The 23,284-nt window shown below is 73.6% G+C and carries 24 protein-coding genes; 11 read left to right on the top strand and 13 right to left on the bottom strand.

The genetic code is table 11. The features are described 5' to 3' along the window. Positions 1 to 9: 9 nt before the first annotated feature. Positions 10 to 993, bottom strand: a complete 984-nt coding sequence (locus ACLWS4_RS19545; RefSeq protein WP_049655836.1) for an alpha/beta hydrolase — start codon at positions 991 to 993, stop codon at positions 10 to 12. A 284-nt stretch (positions 994 to 1,277) separates the two neighbouring features. On the opposite strand from ACLWS4_RS19545, the gene ACLWS4_RS19550 reads away from it, so the two are divergent. Further along, positions 1,278 to 2,642 carry a wax ester/triacylglycerol synthase family O-acyltransferase gene (locus ACLWS4_RS19550; protein ID WP_416874772.1) on the top strand — a complete coding sequence of 455 codons (1,365 nt, stop codon included), beginning with the start codon at positions 1,278 to 1,280 and terminating at the stop codon, positions 2,640 to 2,642. Position 2,643: 1 nt separating this feature from the next. Here the strand turns inward: ACLWS4_RS19550 and ACLWS4_RS19555 are convergent, their stop codons facing one another. The 9 genes from ACLWS4_RS19555 to ACLWS4_RS19595 all read right to left on the bottom strand — a co-directional run bounded on the left by ACLWS4_RS19555 (position 2,644) and on the right by ACLWS4_RS19595 (position 9,020). After that, positions 2,644 to 3,045, bottom strand: a complete 402-nt coding sequence (locus ACLWS4_RS19555; RefSeq protein WP_117486925.1) for an NUDIX hydrolase — start codon at positions 3,043 to 3,045, stop codon at positions 2,644 to 2,646. Between the two features lie 69 nt (positions 3,046 to 3,114). After that, the gene (locus ACLWS4_RS19560) at positions 3,115 to 3,720 is read right to left on the bottom strand and encodes an NUDIX hydrolase (RefSeq protein WP_380739511.1); all 606 of its coding nucleotides are present in this window, start codon (positions 3,718 to 3,720) and stop codon (positions 3,115 to 3,117) included. A gap of 70 nt (positions 3,721 to 3,790) precedes the next feature. Continuing rightward, positions 3,791 to 4,459: an HAD family hydrolase gene (locus ACLWS4_RS19565; RefSeq protein ID WP_049655842.1), complete on the bottom strand. Its 669-nt coding sequence runs from the start codon at positions 4,457 to 4,459 to the stop codon at positions 3,791 to 3,793. Next, positions 4,456 to 5,760: an MFS transporter gene (locus ACLWS4_RS19570; RefSeq protein WP_416874773.1), complete on the bottom strand. Its 1,305-nt coding sequence runs from the start codon at positions 5,758 to 5,760 to the stop codon at positions 4,456 to 4,458. Before ACLWS4_RS19570 ends, ACLWS4_RS19565 begins: the two co-directional genes overlap by 4 nt. A 104-nt stretch (positions 5,761 to 5,864) precedes the next feature. Then, positions 5,865 to 6,398: a GTP cyclohydrolase I gene (gene folE, locus ACLWS4_RS19575; RefSeq protein ID WP_049650735.1), complete on the bottom strand. Its 534-nt coding sequence runs from the start codon at positions 6,396 to 6,398 to the stop codon at positions 5,865 to 5,867. A 104-nt stretch (positions 6,399 to 6,502) separates the two neighbouring features. Then, positions 6,503 to 7,585, bottom strand: a complete 1,083-nt coding sequence (locus ACLWS4_RS19580; RefSeq protein ID WP_416874774.1) for a phosphoribosyltransferase — start codon at positions 7,583 to 7,585, stop codon at positions 6,503 to 6,505. A gap of 29 nt (positions 7,586 to 7,614) precedes the next feature. After that, positions 7,615 to 8,145 (bottom strand): thiamine pyrophosphate-dependent enzyme, encoded by a 531-nt coding sequence (locus ACLWS4_RS19585; RefSeq protein ID WP_416874775.1) that lies wholly within the window; start codon positions 8,143 to 8,145, stop codon positions 7,615 to 7,617. Positions 8,146 to 8,195: 50 nt separating this feature from the next. Then, positions 8,196 to 8,705, bottom strand: a complete 510-nt coding sequence (locus ACLWS4_RS19590) for a thiamine pyrophosphate-binding protein (protein ID WP_074005222.1) — start codon at positions 8,703 to 8,705, stop codon at positions 8,196 to 8,198. Positions 8,706 to 8,714: 9 nt separating this feature from the next. Beyond that, positions 8,715 to 9,020, bottom strand: coding sequence for a hypothetical protein (locus tag ACLWS4_RS19595; protein WP_416874776.1), 306 nt, complete (start codon positions 9,018 to 9,020; stop codon positions 8,715 to 8,717). 513 nt (positions 9,021 to 9,533) lie between these two features. On the opposite strand from ACLWS4_RS19595, the gene ACLWS4_RS19600 reads away from it, so the two are divergent. The 7 genes from ACLWS4_RS19600 to ACLWS4_RS19630 are packed head-to-tail and all read left to right on the top strand — an operon-like array spanning position 9,534 to position 17,714. After that, positions 9,534 to 10,700 carry a type III PLP-dependent enzyme gene (locus tag ACLWS4_RS19600; RefSeq protein ID WP_416874777.1) on the top strand — a complete coding sequence of 389 codons (1,167 nt, stop codon included), beginning with the start codon at positions 9,534 to 9,536 and terminating at the stop codon, positions 10,698 to 10,700. After that, complete coding sequence (locus ACLWS4_RS19605; RefSeq protein WP_416874778.1) at positions 10,697 to 11,824, top strand: hypothetical protein; 1,128 nt, start codon at positions 10,697 to 10,699, stop codon at positions 11,822 to 11,824. The genes ACLWS4_RS19600 and ACLWS4_RS19605 overlap by 4 nt, the downstream gene beginning before the upstream one ends. Continuing rightward, complete coding sequence (locus ACLWS4_RS19610; RefSeq protein ID WP_416874779.1) at positions 11,821 to 12,666, top strand: hypothetical protein; 846 nt, start codon at positions 11,821 to 11,823, stop codon at positions 12,664 to 12,666. The genes ACLWS4_RS19605 and ACLWS4_RS19610 overlap by 4 nt, the downstream gene beginning before the upstream one ends. A 10-nt stretch (positions 12,667 to 12,676) precedes the next feature. Then, entirely contained in the window at positions 12,677 to 13,777 is a 1,101-nt protein-coding gene (locus tag ACLWS4_RS19615; RefSeq protein WP_380739526.1) for a Gfo/Idh/MocA family protein, read from the top strand. 4 nt (positions 13,778 to 13,781) lie between these two features. Continuing rightward, positions 13,782 to 15,650, top strand: a complete 1,869-nt coding sequence (locus ACLWS4_RS19620) for a non-ribosomal peptide synthetase (RefSeq protein ID WP_416874780.1) — start codon at positions 13,782 to 13,784, stop codon at positions 15,648 to 15,650. 54 nt (positions 15,651 to 15,704) lie between these two features. Beyond that, positions 15,705 to 16,904, top strand: a complete 1,200-nt coding sequence (locus ACLWS4_RS19625; RefSeq protein ID WP_416874781.1) for a cytochrome P450 — start codon at positions 15,705 to 15,707, stop codon at positions 16,902 to 16,904. A 30-nt stretch (positions 16,905 to 16,934) separates the two neighbouring features. After that, positions 16,935 to 17,714, top strand: coding sequence for a hypothetical protein (locus tag ACLWS4_RS19630; RefSeq protein WP_416874782.1), 780 nt, complete (start codon positions 16,935 to 16,937; stop codon positions 17,712 to 17,714). Between the two features lie 144 nt (positions 17,715 to 17,858). Here ACLWS4_RS19630 and ACLWS4_RS19635 read toward each other — a convergent pair whose 3' ends face one another. Further along, the gene (locus ACLWS4_RS19635; RefSeq protein WP_117486936.1) at positions 17,859 to 18,689 is read right to left on the bottom strand and encodes an SAM-dependent methyltransferase; all 831 of its coding nucleotides are present in this window, start codon (positions 18,687 to 18,689) and stop codon (positions 17,859 to 17,861) included. 315 nt (positions 18,690 to 19,004) lie between these two features. On the opposite strand from ACLWS4_RS19635, the gene ACLWS4_RS19640 reads away from it, so the two are divergent. The 3 genes from ACLWS4_RS19640 (at position 19,005) to ACLWS4_RS19650 (ending at position 20,991) form a co-directional block, all read left to right on the top strand. After that, entirely contained in the window at positions 19,005 to 19,568 is a 564-nt protein-coding gene (locus ACLWS4_RS19640; protein ID WP_147409059.1) for an RNA polymerase sigma factor, read from the top strand. After that, complete coding sequence (locus ACLWS4_RS19645) at positions 19,565 to 20,263, top strand: hypothetical protein (RefSeq protein ID WP_241853123.1); 699 nt, start codon at positions 19,565 to 19,567, stop codon at positions 20,261 to 20,263. Before ACLWS4_RS19640 ends, ACLWS4_RS19645 begins: the two co-directional genes overlap by 4 nt. Positions 20,264 to 20,418: 155 nt before the next feature. Beyond that, a complete protein-coding gene (locus tag ACLWS4_RS19650; RefSeq protein ID WP_375877031.1) occupies positions 20,419 to 20,991 on the top strand; it encodes a MarR family winged helix-turn-helix transcriptional regulator in 573 nt (190 codons plus the stop codon). 3 nt (positions 20,992 to 20,994) lie between these two features. Here ACLWS4_RS19650 and ACLWS4_RS19655 read toward each other — a convergent pair whose 3' ends face one another. Together ACLWS4_RS19655 and ACLWS4_RS19660 are read right to left on the bottom strand one after the other, a co-directional pair. Continuing rightward, positions 20,995 to 21,729, bottom strand: coding sequence for a gamma-glutamyl-gamma-aminobutyrate hydrolase family protein (locus ACLWS4_RS19655; protein ID WP_388046977.1), 735 nt, complete (start codon positions 21,727 to 21,729; stop codon positions 20,995 to 20,997). After that, complete coding sequence (locus tag ACLWS4_RS19660) at positions 21,726 to 23,213, bottom strand: aldehyde dehydrogenase (protein ID WP_388046975.1); 1,488 nt, start codon at positions 23,211 to 23,213, stop codon at positions 21,726 to 21,728. The genes ACLWS4_RS19655 and ACLWS4_RS19660 overlap by 4 nt, the downstream gene beginning before the upstream one ends. Positions 23,214 to 23,284 lie beyond the last annotated feature (71 nt).

The following is a 23,284-nucleotide window of genomic DNA, read 5'->3' on the forward strand; positions in this document are numbered from 1 at the left end:
GCGGCCCCCTCACGCCTTGCGGAGGCGGCCGATGATGCCGTCGATGTCGCGCCGCATCATGTCGGGCCGGATGAAGTGGCCGCCCGACTCCTCGTGGGCCTCGTACGGGATGCCGGCGCCGTCGAGCAGGGCGCGGAACTCCCGCTGCCCGGCCAGCACCGCGGTCTCGTTGAAGGTGTCGAAGGGGTTGGTCGGGTCGGGGCTGGTGCCGGCGACCAGGAAGATCCGCTTGTTGCGGTAGCTCTCCAGGCGCTCGACCGGGTTGTCGGCGGTCACCCTGGCCTGGTCCCACAGCGGCGCGCCGTAGATGGTGCCGCCGGCCAGGTCCTTGACGGCGGCGGAGACGTTGGCCCAGTGGACGACCGCGCCGTTGTCGCGGCGCAGGCTGGCCGGGCCGGAGTGGGCGCTGACCGAGGCGAAGTGGCCCCAGTACTTGGCCGCGTACTTCAGGGCGCCGAAGCCGCCCATGGAGAAGCCGGAGACGGCGCGGCCCTCGGGCTCGGCGAAGGTGCGGAAGTTGGCGTCGACCCACGGGATCAGCTGGTTGATGTGGAAGGACTCCCAGTTGCGGGGGCCGACGTTGGTGCTGACCGGGTTGGAGTACCAGCCGGCCTGCCCGCCGTCGGGCATCACCACGATCAGGGGCTTGCCGATGGTCCAGTCGCGGACGCCCTGGCGGTCGAACTCGATGAAGTCCTGGAGGCCGCCGTGCAGGAGGTAGAGGACGGGGTAGGTGCGCCCGCTGGTGTGGTAGTCGTCGGGGAGCAGCACGTTGACGGCGGGGTCCCAGCCGATCTCGGCGGTGTGGAAGCGGTAGTACCACATCCGGGCGTCGGCCTCGCCGCGGTCGGTGATGTGCAGGCCGAAGCCGTCGTCGGCGGCGTGGGCGGTCGAGGCCGTCGCGAGGACGCTCGCGCCGCCGAGCGCCAGCGCGGCGCCGAGCCCGCCGGCGGACTTGAGGATGCTCCTGCGGGTGGGGTGGTTCGCGGTCACCGTGACCTCCTGAGGGCGCGTGTCGGCGGCCGGTCCGCGACCGCCGGATGTCCGTCGTTCGGACGGTTCGGACGGTAGCCACCCGCCGGGGGGCGCGGAATCCGGAACCATACGGACTGACAGCGGCGGGGCCGGGCGCGGAGACTGGTGCGTTCCCGGAGCGTCGGGTCGTCGGCCCGCGGACAGGTGCCGATTCGGCCGCGCGTCCCTGTCCGACGGTGCGCTCTTGTCCGGCGGTGCCGCCACCACCAGACTGGTGACCGGACGCGGACAGGAGGGGTGCTGTGGCCAGGATCAGGATGCCCGACCGGGTCTTTCTCGCCTTGGAGTCCGCCACCACTCCCCAGCACGTGGCGCTCCTGGCCACCTTCGGGCCGCCCGCCGGTGCCGAGCCCGGGCCCTACGTACAGCGCCTGTTCGAGCGGCTCGTCGCCGCGCCCGTCGCGGCCCCCTTCACCTTCCGGCCGCGCCACGCACGCTGGGGGGCCTTCGACGGCACCTGGGAGGTGCTCGCCGGCCAGGACGTCGACCGGTCGTACCACCTGCGCCGCTCCGCGCTGCCCGCGCCCGGCGGCGAGCGCGAACTGACCGACCTGGTCTCCCGGTTGCACTCCCGGCCGCTCGACACCACGCGGCCGCTGTGGGAGTGCCATCTGATCGAGGGCCTGGCGGACGGCCGGTTCGCCCTGTACGTCAAGGTGCACCACGCGCTCACGGACGGGCTCGGCGTCCAACAGCGCCTGCGGCGCATGCTCACCACCGATCCGCGGGACGAGGGGCTGCGCCCGCTGTGGAGCATCGCCGCCCCCGCCGACCACAGCACCGGGGCGGAAGGACCGACGGCCCGCGGGCTCGCGGCCACCGCGCTTGGCCTCGGCCGGGCCGCCAGGACCATGGCGCGGGGCGTGCGGGCCAGGGCCGACCGCACCCGCGCGGTGCCGTTCCTGGTCCCGCGCTCCCCGCTCAACGCCGCCGTCGGTCGGCAGCGCCAAGTGATCACCCGCAGCTACGAGTTCGACCGGTTCCGGGCGGTGGCGAAGGACGGCGGCACGACCGTCAACGACGTCCTGCTGGCGGTGTGCGGGGGCGCCCTCCGGCAGTGCCTGGCCGCGGCCGGGGCGCTTCCGGCGCGGTCCCTGACCGCGGGCACCCCCGTCTCGACGAGGGAGGCGGGCGACGCGTCCACCGCCAACTCCTTCGCCATGACGGTCATGAGCCTCGGCACCGACGTGGCCGACCCGCTGGAGCGGCTGCGCGCCGTGGCCCGGTCCAGCGCGCTGGCCAAGCGGGAGCTGGGCGAGCTGCCGAAGGGCTCCACCGGGCTCTACGGGGCCCTGTTCACCTGGCCGTTCGTCGCGCAGAACGTGCTGGGCCTGGGCGGCGCGACCCGCCCCCCGTACAACGTCGTGGTGTCGAACATCCCCGGCTCCGCGCAGCGGATGTACTTCGCCGGCTGCCCGTTGGAGACGGTCCACCCGCTGGGCAGCGTCTGCCACGGGGTCGGCCTGTTCATCGCGGCCCGCTCGGCGGGCGGCCGGTTGAACCTGGGCCTGGTGGGGGACCGCTCCCTGCTCGCCCCGCTGGACGGGCTGGGGGACGCACTGGGCGACCAACTCGGCCTCCTGGAGGAGGCGTTGGAAAGAACGTAGGTCAGCGCAGCAGCCCGTCGGCCCGCAGCCGGTCGAAGATGATCCGGTCCACGGGGGACGTCCGGTGCCGGTCGGCGTGGGTGAGCCACACCAGCTCGGCGATCTCACTGGCCGGCGCGAGCACCCCCTCGTACGCGGCGGTGTAGCAGGTCATGCGGACGACCACGCCCTGGCCGTGCCCGTGGGCCTGGGCCTCGAAGACGCCCAGCAGGGCGGCCGAGTCCCGTACGACGGCGACGGACAGCTCCTCCTCGATCTCCCGGCACAGCGTGTCGAGGTCGCTCTCCCCCGGCTCGCGCTTCCCCCCGGGCAGGTAGTAGGCGTCCTTGCCGTGGGAACGCGTGCTCAGCACCAGGCCGTTCTCCAGGTGGATCCACGCCACCTTGTCGATGAGCGCCGCCATGGACCAGTCCTCCTGTTGCTCCGACCGGTTGCTCCGGCCGGTCCCCGAGGATACCGCCCCCACCGGCCCTCAGCCGTCCAGCAGTTGCTCCGTACAGGTGGTGACGACCTGCCGCACGGCGTGGGTCAGGTCGGCCGCCAGCGCTTCGTCCAGCGTGAGCCAACGGGGCGCCTCGCCCTCCTCGTTGACGGTGACGCGGCCCCCGTCCGGCACCGTCAGCAGGTACACGTGCCAGACGTGGGCGTCGGATCCGCGCCGGCAGGAGTCGCCCGGGATCGGGAACGTGGCGACGAACCGGAGCCGGTCGCCGGCGGTCAGGCCGACCTCCTCGCGCAGTTCGCGGGCCGCGGCGTCGGCCGGGTCCTCGTCCCGGTCCACATGGCCGGCCGGGACCGTCAACGCGTAGGGGAACGCGACGCGTTGGAAGAGCAGGAACCTGTCCGCCGGATCGCGGACGAAGACCGCCGCGGTCTCGTGCCAGTACTCGCCGTCCTCGGCGGACCACCAGGAGATGCCGGGGTCGATGACGATGGCCCGGGCGCTGCGCCCACCGCAGTTGCCGCAGCGGACCTCCCGCCTGCCCCCGGCCGTGGTCCAGGCGACGGGGCCGCCCCGGCAGAGCACGCAGTACTCCGCGTAGGTGTCCGGGGCCGGGCGTAGCGTCTCGATGTTCATCCTGGCCTTCCGCGCCGGTGGACGCCCACGGGCGCCCACGGACGCCGGCGGGCGGGGTGCGCCGCCCCGGTCAGGGCAGCAGGTCGGGCAACTGCCGTACGTCGTCGAGGACGTGCTCGGCACCGGCCCGTTCGAAGTCCTCGCGCGTGTGGAAGCCGGTGGCGACGCCGACGAAGCGCAGCCCGGCCCCGGTGGCCGCCGCGAGGTCGATGAGGGCGTCGCCCACGTACCAGACGTCGTCCACGCCGACCCCCCTTCCGCTCAGCGTCGCCAGCGCGGCGTCGAACACCCGGGGGTCCGGCTTGTGGTGGGGGCTGTCGTCCGCTCCCTGGAGCAGGACGAGCCGGTCCGTCCGCACGCCGATCCGTTCGACGTCCCGGAGGGCCGAGAGGCGGTTGGTGGACGTGACGACGCCGACGCCGACGCTCCGGCGCCAGAGCTCGTGGACGACCTCGACGGCGCCGGGGAGGGGCCGTTTGAGGAACTCCTCCTCCAGCGAGAGGTTCGCCTCGCGCATCCGTTCCAGGGTGTCGCTGTCGCGGTAGAGGGCGCGGATCATCGCGTCGAAGGGCTTGCCCCAGTGCAGCGCCAGCTCGGCGTCCGTCAGGTCGATCCCGTAGAACCGCCGGGCGACCGCCTTGTGGTGGGCCCACTTGACCTCCGCGGTCACCACCAGGGTGTCGTCCAGGTCGAAGAGGACGACGCGGGGCCCGCGGCCCGCACGCGTTCCGGACGTCATGACGTGAGATCCCTTCCGCCGGGTCCTCCGTACGGTACCGCCGCCCGGTCTCCGGCCGCCTCCGCCTGCCCGTCGCGTGACCGGGGTCGGGCGGGACCGCGCGGCGCGGGCAGGGAGACCGCCAGGAGCAGCGCGACGCCGACCACCGTGAAGGCCAGCGCGGCCAGCCCGGCACCGGCCCATCCGGCGCCGTCCACGGCCAGGCTGAAGGCCGGCGGCCCGACCAGCGTGCCGAGGCTGCCGAGCTGGGCGACCAGCCCGTTGGTGACGTCGGCGCGCCGGGGGCTGCCGGCGATCCGCGGCACCGCCGCGAACATCGCGGAGATCATCACCCCGTCGACCACCAGGCCGACGCAGGCCAGGACCATCACGGCCACCACGGGGAGGCGCGGCGCGAAGACCAGGAGCGCCGAGACGGGCAGCAGGGCCAGCACCGGAGTCATCGCGAGCAGCCCGACGCCCCGGCGCAGCAGCAGCCCGCTGAGCGCGCTGCCGAGCACGCTGCCGAGGGAGACCACCGCGGCGACGACGCCGGCGGTGGCCGTGGACGCGCCGCGTTCCTCCGTCAGGAACGTGGGCAGCAGCACGACGATCGCGACCCCGGCCAGGCAGACGCAGGCGAAGCTCAGCGCGAAGAGCACCGGGGGGATCCAGCCGGTCCGCGGGGGCGGCGCTCCGGTGCCCTCGGCGGCCGGGTCCGCCGTCGGCGCGCGGGCGGCGGCGGGGCGGGTGGCGCCGACCGCGACCGCCAGCACGAGCGGGAGGAGCGCGGTCGCGCCCATCCAGCCGCGCCAGCCGATCGCGCCGCTGACCGCTCCCCCCAGGGCGGTGGCCAGGGCGAGTCCGGTGGGGACGCAGGTGCCCCACAGCGCCAGCGCCGTGGCCTGCGCCCGCCCCTCGGCCAGCCGGGTCAGCATGATCGGCCCGCCCACGAAGACCAGGAGGTAGCCGAAGCCCTGCGCGGTGCGCGCCGCCAGCAGCGGCGACCAGCTGCCCGCGAAGGCCGTCGCCGCCACGGACAGGGTGGTGAGGACGAGCCCGCCGGCCACCGCCTTCCGGGCGTCGAGCCGGCTGATCCACCACCCGGCGGGGACGCCGAGGACGGCGCTCACCGCGGTGATGCTGGAGGTCGCCCAGGCGAACTGGCCGAGGGAGAGGTGCAGGTCCCCTCGGATCTCGGACCCGAGCGGGGAGAGCGCGCCCAGCCCGAAGGCGGCGAAGACCCCGGAGAGCCAGGTGGTCACGATGGCCGGCCACGGTGACCCGGTGCTCTCGCGGCGCGCGACACCGTTCTTGCGCATGGTTCGCTCTCCAGGGAAGTGGACGGGCTGACGGGCGGGCCGGCACCGGCCGGTCGTGTGATGAGAGGGGAGGAGGAGTCGGCACCCTCCCATCACACGACGCGTCAGTGCTGCGGGCCGTAGGCCGTCAGCAGTTCGACGTCACCGGTCACGTACGTCGTGTCGGTGATGACGGTCTGGTCGGACGGGCCGCGGCTGCACATGCACATGTGCCGGCCGCTCGACTCCACGCGGACGGCGCGGGCCCCGCCCGAGGCCATGATCTCCTCGGCGATGTCCTTCACCAGGTGCTCCTGGATCTGGAACCGCTTGCTGAAGGCCTGGACCAGGCGCGGGAACTTGCCGAGCCCCAGGATCCGGTTCCCGGGGACGTAGGTGATGTCGACCTTGCCGTAGAAGGGCAGGAAGTGGTGGGCGCAGATCGAGTAGTAGTTGATGTCGTGCACCCGGACGACGCCCTGGTGGTCGCCCTCGACCAGGACGGTCGTCTTGAGGATCTTGGAGGTGTCGGTCTCGTAGCCGCTCAGCAGCTCCCGGTACGCGCGGACGATGCGGGGCTCGCACTCGGGCTCGGTGTACCAGTCCAGGGCCCGCTTGTCCGTGGTGACGTTGTCCCGTAGCCACTCGGCGATCGTCATGTGGTCTCCGTTCTCGGTCCGTCCGGCGGACTCCGCCGCCGGCCTCGCCGGGGCTCCGGCGAAGTCTTCTGGTGGGGTGGGAGGTTGAAGACCGTCGGCGGTGCTCAGCGCGGCGGCTCCCCGGGTGCCAGGCGCGCGTCGGCGTAGGCGTCGAGGGAGGCCGTCGCCGCGTACTCGTGGGCCCGGCGTCCCAGCGCGTGGAGTTCGGCGTGGTCGACGCCGAGGTGCCGGACGTTCTCCGGCGCCGCCCAGCCGATCCCCTCCAGCCAGTCGTCCAGGGGGCGGGCGTACCGGTCGAGTCCGGCGGTGCTCCGGCCCAGGTCGGCCAGCGAGAGCCCGGCGGCGCTCCCCCGCCGTCGCACCTCCGTCCACCAGTCCGCCCGGAACCGCCGGTGCTCGCCGGGCGTGAAGGCGCGCACGCCGCCGTCGTAGACGGCGCACTTCTCGAAGAGGCTGTCCCGGTGGCCCAGCCGGTGCAGTTCGAAGTCCGGGGTCGACCAGCGGGGGGACCGCAGGAAGTCGAAGGGCAGTTGGGGGAAGGCCTGCCCGAGCCGGGTGCGGTCGGGCAGCTCGAACAGTGCCTCCAGGGCCACGATGACGGCGCTGAACCGCTCGCCCCGGTGGGCCAGTTCGGCGAAGTAGTCCCGCAGGCGCCGCACGCCCTGCCGGGATCCGACGGTCAGCACCAGGTAGCCCGCGATCTCCGCGCCGCGGCCGTGCGCCGCCTGCCGGGCGGCCCGGAGCACCTTCTCCACCGTCGCCCCGGTGCCGATGATGTCCCCGAGCACCAGCAGCTGCCGCCCGGCGAACTCCCAGCGCTCGTACGAGATGTCGAGCGGGTGGGCGGCTCCCCGGTCGGTTCCGACGAAGCTCACCGCCTCGGGGGAGCCGAAGCGGTGCGACAGCGCGCTGTCGACGCCGAAACTGAGGCCCCCGCGCAGGATGGTGACGACCGTCGTCGCCTCGGTCGCCAGGGCTCTGGCCACCGCCGGATCGGCCTCCGCCACCAGGTCGAGCGCGGTCGACACCGCGGTGCCGAGCAGCGAACGGTACCGGTGGCCCGAGACGGCCGGGTCGGTGAGGAGGGTGCGCGAGGCCGCGGTCGAGCAGACGAGGACCCGGGTCGGGGAGCCGGCGGGATCCAGGCCGTAGCAGGCCGCGTCGTCGCTGTGCAGGAGGTACTTCACCGGATGATCCACCAACTCCACGGGTAGGGTCACGGTTTGAGCGCGGGCCGCCTCGGCGTTCGCCCGGTGCGTTCGGCCAGCACCCGCTCCACCTGGTACGAGGACTCGACGCCGTCGACCGTCTTCAGCGCGTCCGGTGCGGGTGCCGGGTTGTGCACGGAGGCGATCAGCACCGTGCCGGACAGCGGCAGCACCTCCGGCAGTTGGTGCGGCGCTTCGACGAGGACCGACTTCAGTCCGACGGCGCCGAAGAGCGCGCTCCAGTCCAGGGCCGTCCCACGACTGGGCAGCCCGCCGCCGGACTCGTACAGGTGGTTGTCGATGACGGCCAGTGTGTAGTTGCCGAGCCTCGGCAACTGGTCGCCCAGTGCGGTGAGTACGGACAGGTTCATCAGGAAACCGCCGTCGGTGTCGATGCCGACCACGGACAGCGGGGCCGCCGCCATGGCCATTCCCAGGGAGATCGCGGTGACGTCGCCCATGGTGTCGGTGAAGAGGGTGTCGGCGGGACGGAGCGCGTACATCACCTCGCTCGTCCGACCGAGCGGTGCGACGGACACCGAGTCCGCGGGGAGCCTGGCGTACAGGGCTTCGAGGAATTCGGCGGTTTCTATGGCGCACCCCTCAGTTCCGCCGTCATCCCGGCGTTCGCCACGAGTGCCACGCTCCGCTGCCCGGTGTCGAGCGTGGCATAGGCCTTGCGGAGGCATTCCGCCAACTCCGCGCAGGAATGGACGTCCGCGGTCACCAGGGAGAGCATCGCCGTGTGCCGGTGCATCGTCTCCTCGTGCGGAATTCCCCACCAGTTCGGTTCGCCGAAGGCCCCGCGCCGGGACATCAGCAGCGCGGTGTGCAGCCGGTGGCTCATGGTCAGGCGGGCCAGGGTCTCGCAGGCCCGGCGCAGCCCCGAGTTCTCCATCACGACCAGCGGACGGGCGCCGGCCAGTCGGGCGCCGGCCGCCAGGCCGACCGCCGTGGCCTCGTCGTTGACCTGTACGTACCGGATCTCACGCCGTGCCGACGCCTCCCGGCACAGCGGTGCCAGGAGCGAGTCGGGCACCGCGTAGACGATCTCCACACCCGCCTCGACGAGCGCCTCGTACGCCGCGACAGCCGACATGGGGCAGCCTCACCTGGTGGTGGCCAGCAACTCGACGATGATGTTCGAGTAGTGGCCGTCCCCGATGTTCCGCAGCAGGTGCGGCTGTCCGGCCTCGTGGTAGACGGCCTCGCCGAGCTTGTCCTCCCCGACGTAGCCGGTGCCGTCCTTGTGCACGGTCTCCGCCCGGCCGCTCTCCGTGGCGACGTAGACGTAGTCGCAGGGGTGCTGGTGGATGATCGTCTCCTCCCCCGGGTCCAGCTCCAGGACCCACACCCTGACGCGGTCGTCGGAGTAGACGAGTTTGGTACCGACCTGCTCGATGTGCTCCTGCATGTGCGTACCCCGATCTGTCCCGTGAGCCGCTGCTGGTGGCGTGTTTCGCGTGACCGAGAATCTGCGGGTATCGAACGTCGTCAGACCACGGCCGATGCCGAGACTCTAGAGGCGCGCCCAACGGACAGCAACGGACCACCATCACCCCAACTCGTAATGAGCCAACCTGAGTTGAGCCCACCCGCGCACGGCGCGCCGCCCCGGGAGACGGATCCGCCGACCCGCCGGACCGACGCCTGACCAGCCGTCTCCCGGCGTCCGCCGACCGGCCCGGGAAACCGGAACCCCGTCACCCGGAAGTGGCATGACATGACCGAAAGCAGCCACCGGGCTCCAGGGGGCCTTGTCCTCCCCGGCCCGGCGGGGTCTCCTGAAGCCCGTCAGAAGGTGCGCCCGCACGACTCATGAGGAGCCCTCGGTTCTATGGACGTCGAGGTCGGGGAAACGACGACGAGAACGGCGTTACCGGAAACCCGGTGGGAGACACCGGCCTACCTCTACGACCTGGCCGCCGTGAGCGACGCCCACCGCCGGCTGGTGGGCTCACTGCCCGGCCCGGCCACCCTGCTCTACTCCCTCAAGGCCAACCCGCACCCCGCCGTCCTCGGCCGGCTGGCGGCGCTCGGCTGCCACGCCGAGGTCAGCTCGCCCGGCGAACTGCGCGCCGCCCTCCAGGCCGGCTTCCCGGCCGACGGGGCGCTCTACACCGGCCCCGGCAAACGCGACGAGGACGTGGCCGGGGCCCTCGCGGCGGGCGTCCGGCAGTTCTCCGTCGACTCCCCGCACGCCCTGGACCAGCTCGACCGGCTGGGCCGCGCCGCGGGCACGCGGGTGCGCGCGCTGCTGCGGGTCAACCCGCCCGTCCCCCCGGCCGGGGCCGGTCTCGCGATGACCGGCGGCCCCTCCCAGTTCGGCGCCGACCTGGCCTGGGTGCTGGAGCGGCCCGAGCTCTTCGCGGACCGGGAGCACGCGGAACTGGCCGGCCTGCACCTCTACATGGGCAGCAACCTGACCCGGGTGGACGCGCTGCTCGCGGTGTTCCGCTACGGGCTCGACGTCGTGCGGCGGATCGAGACGGCGCTCGACCGCCGGCTCCCCGTGATCGACCTCGGCGGAGGCTTCGGCGCACCGTACGCCGTCCCCGGCGAACTGCCGCGGTTCGACGCGCTCAGGAGCCGGCTCGACACCCTGCTCGGGGAAGGGCTCCCCGGCTGGCGGGAGGGGGAGCGGCGGGTCGTCTTCGAGTCGGGCCGCTACCTGACGGCGGGCTGCGGCCGGCTGCTGACCAGGGTGCTGGACGTCAAGCGCTCGCAGGGGCGGCGCGTCGTCGTCCTGGACACCGGCGTCAACCACCTGGGCGGGATGTCGGGGCTCCGCAAGGAGGACCGGATCGAGCCGCGCTTCCAGTGCGGTGACGATCCCCACGCGTCCGCCGTCCCCGACGGGACCATCGTCGCCGGTCCGCTCTGCCACCCGCTGGACGTCTGGACCAGGGACGCGCGCCTTCCGGACGTGGCCGTCGGAGACCTGCTGACGGTGCCGAACGTCGGCGCCTACGGCCTGCACGCGGGGCTGGCCCTGTTCCACTGCCACCCCATGCCGCTGGAGGTGGTGCTCGACGGGGAACGGGAGGTCGCCCGCGGCAGGTACGTCCTGGGCCGCGAGCGGAGCCCGCGGTGATCCGCGCCGTCCCCGGCCACCACGTCGTACACCCCGACCACCACCTCGTGAGCCCCGACCCGGGCTCCGACGTCACGACCCGCATCGAGGCCCCCGCCACGGGCGCGTTCACCATCGTCATGCGCGACGACACCTCCTACTGCGTACGGACCCTGGGCCGCGCACCGGCCGGGTGCGGCACCGTGTCGCCGGGCGGCTCGGCTCCCGCCGTCGCAGAGGCCTACCGCGCCTTCCAGCGGGACCTGAGGGACGCGCTGCGCACGGTAGTGCCACGGCCGGGCGGCCTCCGGTTCCACCTGGTCGACGCGCACCGGCTCGAACTGGCGGTCCGCCGCCGGGTCACCGGCGGGCCGCCGGTGAGCCTCGATCCGCTCCTCGACCGGGCGGTCCGGCCGCTGCGGGTGTCCCGGGGCTTCCTGCTCGGCGGCCGTCGGCAGGTCGGGCTGGTGCCGCGGCCCGGCGCCGCCCCCATCCGCGACCAGATCGCCTCGCTGCCACCGGACCCGGCCGGGCGGGGCTACACCCTCATCGAGGACGACATCGCCACCGGCGGGACCGTCGCCGCCGTCATCCGCCTGTTCCAGGACACGGGACGGCGGGTCCGGCACGTCATCCCCGGTATCCGGCTGGGCGGTTCGGCACATTCCCCCATCCTGGGCGCCGCCGTCGACCCCGTGCTCCACTACCGGACCGCCCCCGCCGGGCCGGACGGGCCCGCCCTGGAACTGCTCGACCCGAGGAACTTCCTGCTCGGCCTCTCGGGGCTCGTCGTCCGGCTGCCGGACGGAACGTGGGGCCGCACACCGTACTGGCTCCCCTTCGTCCGGACCTCGGCCCGGCTCGGCAGCCCCGCCGGGGCCGACCGGGAGTTCGCCGTCCTCATGCTGGAGGCCAACGCGCGCTTCGTCGCCCGCGTCGACCACCTGCTGCGGCGCACCCTCCGGGTGGCCGACCTGCGACCCGACGTGGGCCGGCCGCTGTTGTCGCTGGGGATGGCGGAGCCAGGCGAGCCGGTCCGGTCCGTCCTGCGCAAACTCCAGGCAGGGATGGAGAGTTGGTCCGAACTGATCGCGGAGGTCGAGGAGCGGGGCACGGACGTGCCGGCCGGATCGGCCGCCCGGTGACCGGGCCCGGCCACGAGCCCTTCGCCGTGGTGCTCCTCGACGTCAACGGCACCCTGGTGCCCTCCGTCCCCAGCGGCCCTCCGGACGCCCTCGCCCTGCAGCGCTTCCGGCGGCTGGTGCGGCACCTGACCTCCGCGGGCGTCGCCGTGGGCCTCTGCTCGGACTCGCCGCTCCGGCAACTGCGGGAGTTCGGCACCCGGATCGGCCTGGGCACGGCGCCCGGGTTCCCGGTGATCGCCGAGAACGGCAATGTGGTCGCGGTCGACGGGACCGTGCGCGTCACCACCCCGTTCCCGGCGCTGCGGAGCCTTCGCACCGAGGTGGCGGAGGCGGCCGCCGCCCACGGACTGACCCGGGTCGGCGACGCGGTGGCCCCCGAGTTCGGGGGCCGGCCGCCGACCGGCCGCACCTGGGCCTTCGGGGCGAACCGCCTGGCGTCCGCCAGCGTCTTCGGGCCCCCGGACTTCATCCACGACGTACGGCACCGGCTGACCGGCTGGAGCACCGGGAGCCGCGTCGCCGTCTCCGTCGAACTCGGTCCGGGCGGCTCGTACGCCGGGATCCACCCCTATCCGCGCACGGAGTCCGGAAAGCGCGTGGCCCTGGCCGGACTGGCCGCGCGCGACCCGAGGAGCACCCTCCTCGTCGGGAACTCGCCCGCCGACTGGGTCCCCGGGGTGCCGGGCGTCAGGTGCGCGTTCGTGGCGGACCCCGCCGTGCCCCGGCACGTACGGGACGCGGCCTGGTACGTCTCGCCGGCGGCCGACCTGGAGGGGGTCGTCGACGTCCTGGGGCACGTGCTCCGACGACAGCCACCGGCACCAGGACCAGCCCGTTTCTGAGGAGGCCGATATGGTACGTGTCCGTGTGGGGGTCGTGGGCTGCGGGATGATCGCGCAGCTGGTGCACCTCCCGTATCTGGCGGCGCTGCGCGACCGCTTCGACATCGTGGCGCTCTGCGACCGGTCCTACGACCTGGCCCGGTCGGTGGCCGAGCGCTTCCACGTCCCGAACGCCTACGCGGCCGTCGAGGACATGCTGGCGAAGACACCCGAACTGGACGCGGTCCTCGTCCTCACCACCGACCACCGGGAACCGGTGCTCACCGCCCTGGAGCACGGCAAGCACGTGTTCACCGAGAAGCCCCTCGGCCACACGATCGCGGAGACCGAGGAGGTGATCGCCGCCGCCGACCGCACCGGCTCCAAGGTCATGGTGGGCTACATGAAGCGGTACGACAGCGGCGTCCGGCGGGGCCTGGAGGAGATCGCGCGGATCACCCGGCCCGTCATGGCGAGGATCCACATCGTGGTGGGCCCCGAGTACGGGAACTGGATCATCCCCGAGCTGTCCCGGATCACCCGCTCCGGCGATCCCGACGGGGCGGCGGGGCCGGACGAGCGGCGCGGCCGGGTCGCCCGGGAGTTCGGCGCCGCCTCGCCCGAAGCGCTGGAGGCGTACATGGACATGTTCGGGGTGTGGAGCCACGACGTGAACGTCTACCGGGCCGCCTTCCCCGCGCCGCCGGCCTCCATCAAGGCGCACTGCTCGCCGGACGGCACGACGCTCACCGCCTCGCTCCTGTACTCCGACGGGTTCCAGTGCGTCTTCCAGGGCTCGTCCACCTCGGTCCGCCGGTTCGAGGAGAGCCTCACCGTCTGGGGCGAGGACCGCACGGTGATGCTGGACATCTCCAACCCCTTCCTGCCCAACGCGCCGTCGACCGTACGGATCTGGCGCGACGAGGCACCGGCGGGGCCGGGCGTCGGCAGGGGGGCGGCTGTGGAGGAGACCGTCACGGGGTCCTACGAGGAGGCGTTCAAGGCCCAGCTCGCGCACTTCCACGAGTGCGTCGGCGCGCCGGGAGCGCAGCCCCTCACCAACGCGCACGAGGCGCTCCTGGACACCCGGCTGATGATCGACATCGTCCGGGCAGCAACGGAACGGCCGTAGCGCCGTGAGCGGTTCCCCGCACGACCTCGACGGAGCACGGGCCGACGCCGGAGCACAGGCCGACGCCGGGGCGCGCCTCCACCGGCTGTTCGCCGAACAGGTGGCGCGCACACCGGAGGCGCCGGCCCTGCTCTGGCAGGGCCGGCGGATCTCCTACCGCCGGCTCCTCGACAGGTCCCACCAGCTCGCCCGGTTCCTGCTCGCCCGCGGGACCGGCGCGGGGGACCGCGTCGGGATCTGCCTGGAGCGGGGGCCGCACCTGATCAGCGCGCTGTTCGGCGTCCTCCGGGCCGGCGCCGCCTACGTCCCGCTCGACCCCGACTACCCCGTCGAGCGGTTGCGGTACGTCCTGGAGCACAGCGGCGCCACCACCCTGCTGACGCGGAAGGGCCTCACCCCGCTCTTCGCCGACTACCGGGGCGGGATCGTCGACCTCGACGACGTCCGGACCCACCTCGACACGCTGCCCACCGAACCACCGGCCGGCTCCACTTCAGCCGACTGCGGAGCGGACCCCGCCTACGTCATCTACAGTTCCGGCTCCACCGGCAGGCCCAAAGGCGTCCTGGTCGGTCACCGCTCGCTCGCGAACCACAGCTCCGCGGTGAACCGTCACTTCCGGTTCGGGCCGGGCGACCGGGTCCTGCAGTGCCGGCCCCTCGGCTTCGACGCCGCCGCCGAGGAGATCTTCCCGCCGCTCCTGCACGGCGCCGCCCTGGTCCTCGACGGCGACCCGCTCCGGCAGACGTACCGCGCCCTCACCCGGCAGGTGATCGACACCGGGACCACCTTCCTCAGTGTCCCCACCGCCTTCTGGCACGGCTGGGTGCGCGAGGAGGACTGCCTGGTCCGGCTGGCCGAGGAGTCGTCGCTCCGTCTGCTGGTCGTGGCGGGCGAGCAGGCATCGCGCCAGGCCCTGCTGACCTGGCGGGAACGGGTCGGCGAGCGGATCCGCTGGTGCAACGTCTACGGCCCGACCGAGGCGACCATCACCTCGACCGTCTTCGAACCGGGGGCCGACTGGAGCCCGGACCGTTTCTCCTCCGTCCCCATCGGCCACCCCGTCGCGAACGTGCGGTGCCACATCCTCGACGAGTCCCTGGCCCCCGTCCCGGCGGGCACGGTGGGCGAGCTGTACCTGGGCGGCGCGGGCCTGGCCATCGGCTACCTCGACGCGCCGGCCCTGACCGCGGAGCGCTTCGTGGCGGACCCGTTCCCGGGAGCGCCGGGAGGCCGCCTCTACCGCACCGGGGACCTGGCACGGTCGGACGCCGACGGCTGCATCGAGTTCGTCGGCCGCCGGGACCACCAGGTGAAGATCCGCGGCTACCGGGTCGAGCCGGGCGAGATCGAGGCGGTGGCCGGCGAACACCCCGCCGTCCGGGCGTGCGCCGTGGTGCTGGACGACAGCGACCCGGACAACCCGGCCCTGGGCCTTCACGCGGTCGTGAACGCGCACATGGCCCTGACAGAGCGGGAGTTGATCGGCTTCCTCCGCCGGAGACTGCCGTGGTACATGGTTCCCCCCGGCGTCCGCTTCCTCGCGGAGCTGCCCCTGACACCGCACGGGAAGATCGACCGCGCCGCCCTCACCTCCGCCGCGGACACCGGCTCCGCCGACGCCGGCGCCGCGTACACCGCTCCGCGCACACCGGTCGAGGCCGCGCTGGCGGCCATCTGGGAGGAGCTCCTCGACCGGCGCGACATCAGCGTGGACGCCGACTTCTTCCAGCTCGGCGGCCACTCCCTGCTCGCCGCCGGCCTGATCACCCGGATCCGCGCGCGGCTGAACGTCAGCCTTCCGGTCCGCGTGCTGTTCGAGTCCCCGACCATCGAGGGGCTCGCCGCGGCCGTGTCGGACGCCCTGCTCTGACCGCGCTCCCGCCGACCGTTCACACCCCACCTCCACCGACATCCGGAGCCATCGATGACCATCGACCTGTCGGATCCGCTGCTCTACCAGACCTCGGATCCGGAGCCGGTGTGGGCGCGGCTGCGCGCCGAGCAGCCGGTGTACCGGAACGAGCGGGCCAACGGCGAGTTCTTCTGGGCGGTCATGACGCACCGCCTGTGCACGGACGTGCTGACGGACCCCCGGGTGTTCAGCTCCGAGAACGGCATGCGGCTGGACTCCGACCCGCGGGTGCTGGCCGCGGCGGCGGGCCGGATGCTCAACGTCACCGACCCTCCCCGGCACGACAGGATCCGCAAGGTCGTCAGCTCGGCGTTCACGCCCAGGACGGTCGACCGGCTCGAAGCCACCATGCGGCGGACGGCCGCGCGCGCCATCGAGGAGGCGGTGGCCGAGGGCGGCTGCGAGTTCACCCGCGTCGCACAGACGCTGCCGGTCTCGGTCATCTGCGACCTGATGGGGGTCCCGGAGGCCGACTGGGAGTTCATGGTCGACCGGACCCGCTTCGCCTGGAGCTCCACCGCGCTCGACGCGGCGGAGGAGGCCAGGAAGGTCCAGGCCCACACCGAGATCCTCTGCTACTTCCAGGAACTGGCCGAGGAGCGGAGGAAGCAACCGCGGGACGACCTCCTGAGCGCCCTGGTGTGCGGCGCGATCGACGGGGTGCCGCTGACCGAACAGGAGGTCTTCTACAACTGCGACGCCCTGATATCCGGCGGGAACGAGACGACCCGGCACGCCACCGTGGGCGGGCTGCTGGCCCTCGCCCGCGACCCGGAGCAGTGGCGGATGCTCCGGGCGGACCCCGGCCTGATGCCCTCCGCGATCCAGGAGATCATCCGCTACACGTCCCCGGTCATGCACTCCCTCCGCACGGCCAGGGAGGACGTGGAACTCGGCGGGCGGCCCGTCCGCGCCGGCGACCACGTCGTGGCCTGGCTGCCGTCGGCCAACCGCGACGAGGAGGTCTTCGCCGACCCGGAGCGCTTCGACATCGAGCGCTCCCCCAACCGCCACCTGGGTTTCATCGTGGGCAACCACTACTGCATCGGCGCGGCGCTCGCCAGGCTCGAACTGACCGTGCTGTTCCAGGAACTCACCCGGCGGGTCCGGACGGTGGAGGTCATCGGGCCGGTCCGTCGCCTGCGCTCGAACCTCCTCTGGGGGTTCGACTCGCTCCCGGTGGCGTTCGTCCCGAGCCTCGACAACCACTAGCGGAAGCCGATCCGAGGAGGCCGGTCACCAGTGCCCCGTACCGTCCGAAGAGACGCTCTCCTCCCCGACGCCCGGCGCACGGTGGAGACGTACGAGCGGAACCACGGCACCCGCTTCGCCCACCTGCTGCGGTTCGAACCCCAGGTGCTGGAGTCCCTGCACGCCCCGGGCGAACTGCCTGGCAGCGTACGGGTCGCCTCCGACCAGCACCCCGGCGTGGTCGAGCGGATGGCGGTGGTCACGGCGGTCGCCAACCTCCCCGAGCAGCAGGCGGCGCACCGCCGCCGCTACCTCCGCGCCCTGCTCGACATCTACGGCATGCTGCCCGTCCGGGTGGCGGACGCCGCGTCCGTCCCGGGGGCGGTCGTCGTCGCGCCGGAACGCGAGGGGCGGATCCTGGCCGAACTGCTCGGTGTGCTGCCCCGCCACCAGGGCTGGACGCCGCAGGCCAAGCGCATGCCCGCGGCCGGCGGCCTGCTCGTCGGCGTCGACCACCGGCTTCCCGCCCGGAGCGACCGACTGGTGGTCGTCGACGGCGTCGTGGCCAGCGGAGTGACCCTCATGGCGGTGATGCACCTGACGGCCCGGCCGGGCGCCGCCGTCGACGTCTTCACCTGCCACGCGACCGCCGAGGGGGCGCTCGCGCTGGCCCGGTACGCGGAGCGGCGGGAGGTCGCGTTGACGCTCCACGTCGGCCACCTGTCGGGCGTCCTCGACGAGAGGTTCTACTCGGTGGACCCGGAGGACCGGGCGACCCTCCTCCTGGGCGACATCGGCGACACCATCAGCCCGGTCGCCCCGGGGACGTAGGGACACCGGAGCGGTACGGCGGCGGCCGGACCGCCGCCGTACCGCTCCTCCCCGACGGGCGGTCGCGCGGTGAGCGGGGCCGATTCGTCGTGACGGGCTTTCACATCGCGGACGGCGGACTGCCAGACTGGTGCCGGGGGCCGGTCAGGGGCGGATGGCCACGGCGGCGAGGCAGGACGCCTCGGCGTCGCTGACGTGCGGGGCGTCCGGTTCGGGGCGCCAGCGGGGGGTGGAGGTGATGCCGGGGGCGAGGATGTCCCAGCCGGTGAAGAACCGGGCGAACTCGTCGGCGGCCCGGGCGCGGACCGGGTTGCCGTTGTCGCGGTAGACCTGCTCGATGCGGGCCGCGTCCTGGGGGGCGTAGTCGGGGGTGAAGTGGCTGATCACCAGGGCGGAACCGCGGGTCGGCAGCGCGTTCCCGAGCGTCTCGGCGATCTCGTGGGCGCCCTCGGGGACGAAGTGGAGCAGGGCGACGAGGCTCAGGGCGATCGGCCGGGTGAAGTCGAGGACACCGGTCGCGCGGACCGCGTCCAGGAGGGCGTCGGGGTCCCGGACGTCGGCCTGGACGTAGGCGGTCCGCCCTTCGGGGCTGCTGCGCAGGAGCGCCTGGGCGTGGGTGAGGACGATGGGGTCGTTGTCCGCGTAGACGATCCTGGCCCGCGGTTCGATGCCCTGGGCGATCTCGTGGAGGTTGGGCGAGGTCGGGATGCCGGTGCCGATGTCGAGGAACTGGGTCACGCCGCCGCGGGCGAGCGCGCGGGTGGCGCGGTGCATGAACGTCCGGTTGGCGCGGGCCGCCGACCGGGCCTGGGGGAAGACCGCGAGGGCGTGCCCGGCGGCCTCCCGGTCGGCGGGGAAGTTGGTCGTGCCGTCGAGGAAGTAGTCGTAGATCCGCGCCGAGTGCGGGCGGTGGATGGCGAGGTTGACCTCGGCGCCCGGCGGAGTGGCGATGTCGTCGTGCTGCTCTGCTGCCATGGTGCGTTGTCCCCCTGCGTCGGCGTCATGTCGTGCCCGCAGGCCGGCGCGCCACAACCCGTGGCGCAGCGTGGCGAACCCTTGCGCGGGCCATCGTTCAGCTCAACGTGACGATATCTGATCGCATGTGACTGATCACCATCTGACAAGTCATCACATGCCAGTTCATACAAACCTTTTTGGGATCCCCTTCACATCAGGCTTTTCAGGACGATTGGATGTCCGTACGGAGGACGGCCGTTCTCCACCTGACTCCACCGTTCCCGACCCCCGGGTCGGCCGAACGTCGTCCGCACGGGCGACGAGGAGGATCATTTGACCAGCGACGACGAGTGGGCAGCCGTGCGCCCCACTCATCGGCTGTCCTACCAGGCTTTCTGCGACAGCCGCGAAGAGACCTGGCGCGGAGTCGCCTGGGCCCGGTTGCACGACCAGGAACTCGTCGACCAGGCGGTCCGCAGCACCCGCCGGGAACTGGGGCAGGACTGGCTCGGCGCGCTGAGCCAGCCCGACATCGAGGCCCACGCCTGGATGATCGCCAAGCGGTGCATCGCCGACCGGGAGATGAGCGCCGGCCAGGCCCCGCCCAGCGCGGTCGTCCCGGACTGGATCGTCGCCATCCGAGGCGCCCAAGCCCTGGCCCGCGTCAGCCTGGAGAACCTCGACAACGACTACGAGGAGCTCTACAAGGCGATCCTGCGGCTGCCGGAGCGCCAGTACGACATGATCGTGCTCCGCTACATGCTGGACATCGACTACCCGACGATCGCCACCTACCTCGGCATCACCGAGACCAACGCCCGCACCACCACCAGCCACGGCCTGGCCAAGCTCCGCCGCCTCCTCGGCACCGACACCACCATGGGGGACATGCAGTGACACGGGGACACGACCGCCGGGCAGCCACCCCCCGGGACCGGTACGACGGGAACGGCGACGGACCCGACGGACCGGTCGAGCTGCCCGACGGCGTGTCCGGTCCCGACCTGCGCCGACTCGTCCGCGCCCGCGCCCCCCTGGGCGCCGAGCACCTCCAGGCCCGCCATGAACTCGACCTCGCCGCGACCCTGATCATCGCCCAGCCCGAGGCCGCCGACTCCCTGGAGGCCCTCACCAACAACCGGCGCCGCATCCACCCCGGCGGCGCGCTCGTCCTGGCCGCACTGCTCCACCTCGCCGGACACGACGACGGCTGCCAGTTCTGGCTGCAGTTCGCCGCCGGCGGCGGCAGCACGACCGCCGCCAGCTGCCTCTCCTTCCTGCACGCCGCCCGCGGCGAGTTCCGCGACGCCGACTACTGGCGCAACCAGGCCGACCAGCTCGCCGCCGAAGCCCGTAACCCGGCCGCGCCGCCCGCGCCCTGGCCCGGCCGGCCGCTCCCCCCCGCCGTGTGGGCCGACACCCTCGCCGCCTGCCACGACGGCCTGACCCTGCGCCTGCCACCGCGCGTGGCCGCCGTCGTCCACCAGCTGCCCGTCGCCACCGACGACGAGGACCACGGCGAGATCCCCCAGCCCTCCCCCACCCTCGTGGACGACCTCGCCCACGCCTCCGCCCCCGCCGCTCGCGCCTGACCCCCGCCCCGCCCCGCCGCCCCGCCCGGGCGGTCGCGCAGCGGGTGGGCGGATCCGGCCATCTAAGATGCCTGAGTCACTGGTACGGGCCCAAACCTCCGTGCCGGCGGCGCAGGCCATGTCCGAAGCGGTGACGGCGAGACGAGGGAGCACCGGTGCCCAGCCAGCGGTCCATCAACGAGGCGGAGCGGCTCGTCCAGGCGAAGCTCGGCGGCATTCCGATCCGCCGGGAGCGGATGGCCGCGGTGGCCAACATCTACCGGGCCGCGTCCGCCGTCCGGCAGCACCTGGAGAACTCCGTGCTGCGCGGCTCGGACCTGACCTGGACCGCCTTCGTGGTGCTGTGGGTGGTGTGGGTCTGGGGCGAGTCCGAGACCCGGCACGTCGCCGAGGAGGCGGGGATCTCCAAGGGGACGCTGACCGGGGTGTCCCGCACGCTGGAGTCGCGCGGGCTGCTGCGGCGCACCGACCACCCCACCGACGGACGGCTGGTGCTGCTCGCGCTCACCGAGGAGGGCGAGGAGTTCATGCGCGAGGTGTTCCCCGCGTTCAACGAGGAGGAGTCCTTCGTCACCGGCCGGCTGAGCGACGCGGAGTGCGTCGGCCTCGCCGACGGGCTGCGGCGCGTGGTGCTCCAGGTCGAGGAGTCGGGCGAGGAGCGGCGCCGCTCGCTGCTGAACGGCGAGGAGCCCGCCCCGCGCCGCAGCGGCCGGCGCGCCCGCCGGTAGGACTCAGTCGGCGGCCCGCACCAGGGCGTCGAAGAGGCGCTGCTGGGCCGGGTCCTCGTGGGCGGTGTCCTCGGGGTGCCACTGCACGGCGGCGAACCAGCCCTCGTAGTCGGGGAGTTCGACGGCCTCGACGGTCCCGTCGGCGGCCCGGGCGGTGACGGCCAGGCCCTCCCCGAGGCGGTCCACGTGCTGGTGGTGGTAGCAGGACACCCGGACCTCCCCGGCGCCGGTGATCCGGGCCAGCGCGGAGCCGGGCGCGAGCGGGACGGGGTGCCGCAGGTGGCGGTGGTCCCGTCCGGGGCCGCCCATGTCCTGGTGCAGGGTGCCGCCCAGCACCGTGTTGACCACCTGGAGTCCGCGGCAGACGGCCAGCAGCGGCAGTCCGCTCGCGAGGGCCCGCCGGGCGAGTTCCAGGTCGAACGCGTCCTGCTCCTCGTCCACGTCGTAGACGGCCTCGTGGGCGTCGGGCGCGCCGTAGCGGTGGGGTGCCAGGTCGCCGCCGCCGGGGAGCAGCAGCGCGTCGAAGCGGGAGAGCCGGGCGGCGACCTCCTCGGGGTCGGCGGTGCCGCCGGGCGCGTGCGGGTGCAGGGTGGCGGGCTCGCCGCCGGCCCGCCAGACGGCCTCGACCAGCGCGCGGGCGTTGACCTCCGCGGCGTACCGCAGCGCGGAGGTGGTGGCGGCGAAGCGGGCCGGCACCGCGATCAGCGGGCGACGGGCCGTGGGCGGGCGACGGGTCACAACTGGATCCAGGTGGTCTTGAGTTCGGTGTACTTCTCCAGCGCGTGGGCGGACTTGTCGCGTCCGTTGCCGGACTGCTTCATGCCGCCGAAGGGCACGGTGAGGTCGCCCTCCTCGTAGCAGTTGACCCAGACCGTGCCGGCCCTGAGGGCGCGGGAGACCCGGTGGGCGGTGGACAGGTCGGAGGTCCACAGGCCGGCCGCGAGGCCGTACTCGGTGGCGTTGGCGAGGGCGACGGCCTCGTCGAGGTCGTCGAAGGCGAGGACGGAGAGCACCGGGCCGAAGACCTCCTCGCGGGCCAGCCGGCTGTCGGGGGCGACCCGGTCGAAGACGGTCGGTTCGAGGTAGGAGCCGCCGGTGCCGGTCAGGGTGCGCCCGCCGCCCGCGCGCAGGCGGGCGCCGTCGTCGAGGGCGGTGCGGACGTGGCCGAGCACCCGGTCGAGGTGGTGCTCGCCGACCAGGGCGCCCATCTCGGTGGCCGGGTCGAGGGGGTCGCCCACCCGCAGGGCGCGGGCGCGCGCCACGACGGCCTCGGTGACCTGCTCGGCGACGGAGCGGTGGACCAGCAGCCGGGAGGGCGCGGTGCACATCTCGCCCTGGTTGAAGAAGATGCCCCAGGCGGCGGTGGCCGCGGCCCGCTCCAGGTCGGGGGCGTCGGGCAGGACGATGTTGGGCGACTTGCCGCCCAGCTCCAGCCAGACCCGCTTGAGGTTGGAGTCGGCGGAGTAGCGCAGGAAGTGGCGGCCGACGGCGGTGGAGCCGGTGAAGGCGAGGACGTCCACGTCGGGGTGGAGGCCGAGGGCGCGGCCGGCCACCGGTCCGTCGCCGGCCACGACGTTGAGCACGCCCGGCGGCAGCCCGGCCGCGAGGCCGATCCGTCCGAGCAGCAGGGCGGACAGCGGGGAGTGCTCCGAGGGCTTGAGGACGACCGTGCAGCCGGCGGCCAGGGCCGGGGCGATCTTCCAGCCGGCCAGGGTGAGCGGGAAGTTCCACGGGACGACCGCGCCGACGACCCCGGCGGGCTCCCGGGTGACGAGGGCGAGGGCGTCGGGCGCGGTGTGCGGGGACTCGTCGGTGAGCTTGTCGGCGAGCCCGCCGTACCAGCGGAAGGTGGTGATGACGGCCCGCAGTTCGATGTCGTGGGCGTCGGTGACCGGTTTCCCCATCTCCAGACTGATGGTGAGCGCCAGTTCGGTCCGCCGCTCCTCCAGGAGGTCGGCGAACCGCAGCAGGATCCGTCCGCGGTCGGCCGGGGAGAGCCGCGGCCAGGGGCCGTGGTCGAAGGCGCGGCGGGCGGCGGCGACGGCCGCGTCGACCTCGGCCGGGCCGGCGTCGGCGGCCTCGGCCAGCACCCGGCCGTCGCGGGGCGACACCACGGGGAACGCGCCGTCGCCGGGTTCGTCGGCGCCGTCGATCAGGTGCGTGACGGCCGGTTCCAGCGCCTCGGCCCGGCGCAGCCAGTCGTCGTGGGTGGCGAGGGTCATCGGGTCCTCCGGAGCACGTGGGTGCGGGGTGGGTGGCGCGCGCCCTGCCTGCGGGCGCGCGCCGGGGAAAG

The sequence above is a fragment of the Kitasatospora sp. SC0581 genome (assembly GCF_048159585.1).
Taxonomy (GTDB): domain Bacteria; phylum Actinomycetota; class Actinomycetes; order Streptomycetales; family Streptomycetaceae; genus Kitasatospora.